Below are 1492 nucleotides of genomic sequence, written 5' to 3' on the forward strand. Positions count from 1 at the left end.
GAGCGATGCCAAGGGCGATTCTAGTTCAATCGTGCATAAAGTCAAACGTTTCATCACGCGGGAATCCGGGAAAAGCGCTTCAAAGTTGATCCAAGTCTAATCAAGGACTTAGCTTATTTTGACTAATAGATACCATTTCCGAGAGTAGGACAAGCTCAACCGTCGGATCGGGTTATCAGTGATGTGCTCGCAATCGTTTGCGCGTCATTGCCAAAAATATTTGTTGCACTGCAAGAGGTGTTCTGTAATTAAATGGGAAATAAATGTGAAAGTTTTTTACAGCGATCATTTTGTATTGCCGCTGCCACCCGGCCACCGCTTCCCCATGGTCAAGTACCGCATGATCCGCGAAGGTGCGATCCAGGCCGTACCGGACCTGGAACTGTATGAAGCCCAGCCGGCCAGCGATGGCGAATTGGCGCTGGCGCATCACCCCGACTACATCGCCCGTGTCAGCGAGGGCTTGTTGAGCCCGGCCGAGCAGCGTGAGATCGGTTTTCCCTGGACCCCGCAGATGGTGGAGCGCTCGCGCCGTTCGGCTGGCGCCACCATTGCCGCTTGCCGCGCCGCCTTCGAGCAAGGCGTGGCGGTCAACCTGGCGGGTGGCACCCATCATGCCTATGCCGACCATGGTGCGGGTTTTTGCGTCTTCAACGATGCCGCCGTCGCCGCGCGCCTGATGCAGGCCGAGCGGCGCGCCTCCCGTGTGGCCATCGTCGACCTGGATGTGCACCAGGGCAATGGCAGCGCCGCCATCCTGGCGCGGGATGACTCGGTGTTCACCTTGTCGCTGCACGGACAGAACAATTATCCCTTCGACAAAGAACAGAGCGACCTCGACCTCGCCCTGCCCGATGGCGTCGGCGATGAGGATTACCTGCACGCCTTGCGTGGCGCCTTGCAGGCCTTGCAGCAGCGCTTCGAGCCGCAATTGCTGATCTACCTGGCCGGTGCCGACCCGCACGAAGGCGACCGCCTGGGCAAGATGAAGCTGACCCTGGCCGGTCTGGCGGCGCGCGATGAGACCGTCTTCAACTACGCCCGCGAGCACAAAATCCCGGTTGCGGTTACGATGGCGGGCGGCTACGGCAGAGATATCGAACAAACCGTCGCCGTACATCTACAAACGATAAGACTCGCCAGCCTCCACGCTACCCGCTGGAGCACACCGAGATGACCCGGGCGCACTTCCTGGTGCGCCTGCCGATGGAAAAGAAATGATGCAATCCGCCGCCGGCGCCAGCCGGTCCCGCCAGTTCCTGATGCGACTGGTGCCTTTGTTGTTCGTGTTGATCTGGAGTACCGGCTTCATCGTGGCCAAGTTCGGCCTGCCGTATGCACCGCCCCTGACTTTCCTGCTNGTGCGCTTTACCGGTGTGCTGTTGGTCCTGCTGCCGCTGGTGCTGCTGTTCCGTGCTCCCTGGCCGCATGGCCGAATCCCGCACGTGGCGCTGGCCGGCGTATTGCTGCAGGCGGGCTACCTGGCCGGGGT

The 1492-nt window shown here is 60.5% G+C and carries 2 protein-coding genes; both read left to right on the top strand.

The window, feature by feature from the left end; genetic code table 11:
- The first annotated feature begins 265 nt into the window (after positions 1-265).
- Positions 266-1177, top strand: coding sequence for a histone deacetylase family protein (locus I5W_RS18875; protein WP_044530388.1), 912 nt, complete (start codon positions 266-268; stop codon positions 1175-1177).
- Positions 1178-1217: 40 nt separating this feature from the next.
- The coding region (locus I5W_RS18880; protein ID WP_044530389.1) for an EamA family transporter at positions 1218-1492 on the top strand (275 nt) is incomplete at its 3' end.

This window comes from Herbaspirillum sp. B65 (genome assembly GCF_000333555.1).
GTDB classification, from domain to species: Bacteria; Pseudomonadota; Gammaproteobacteria; order Burkholderiales; family Burkholderiaceae_D; genus Herbaspirillum; species Herbaspirillum rubrisubalbicans.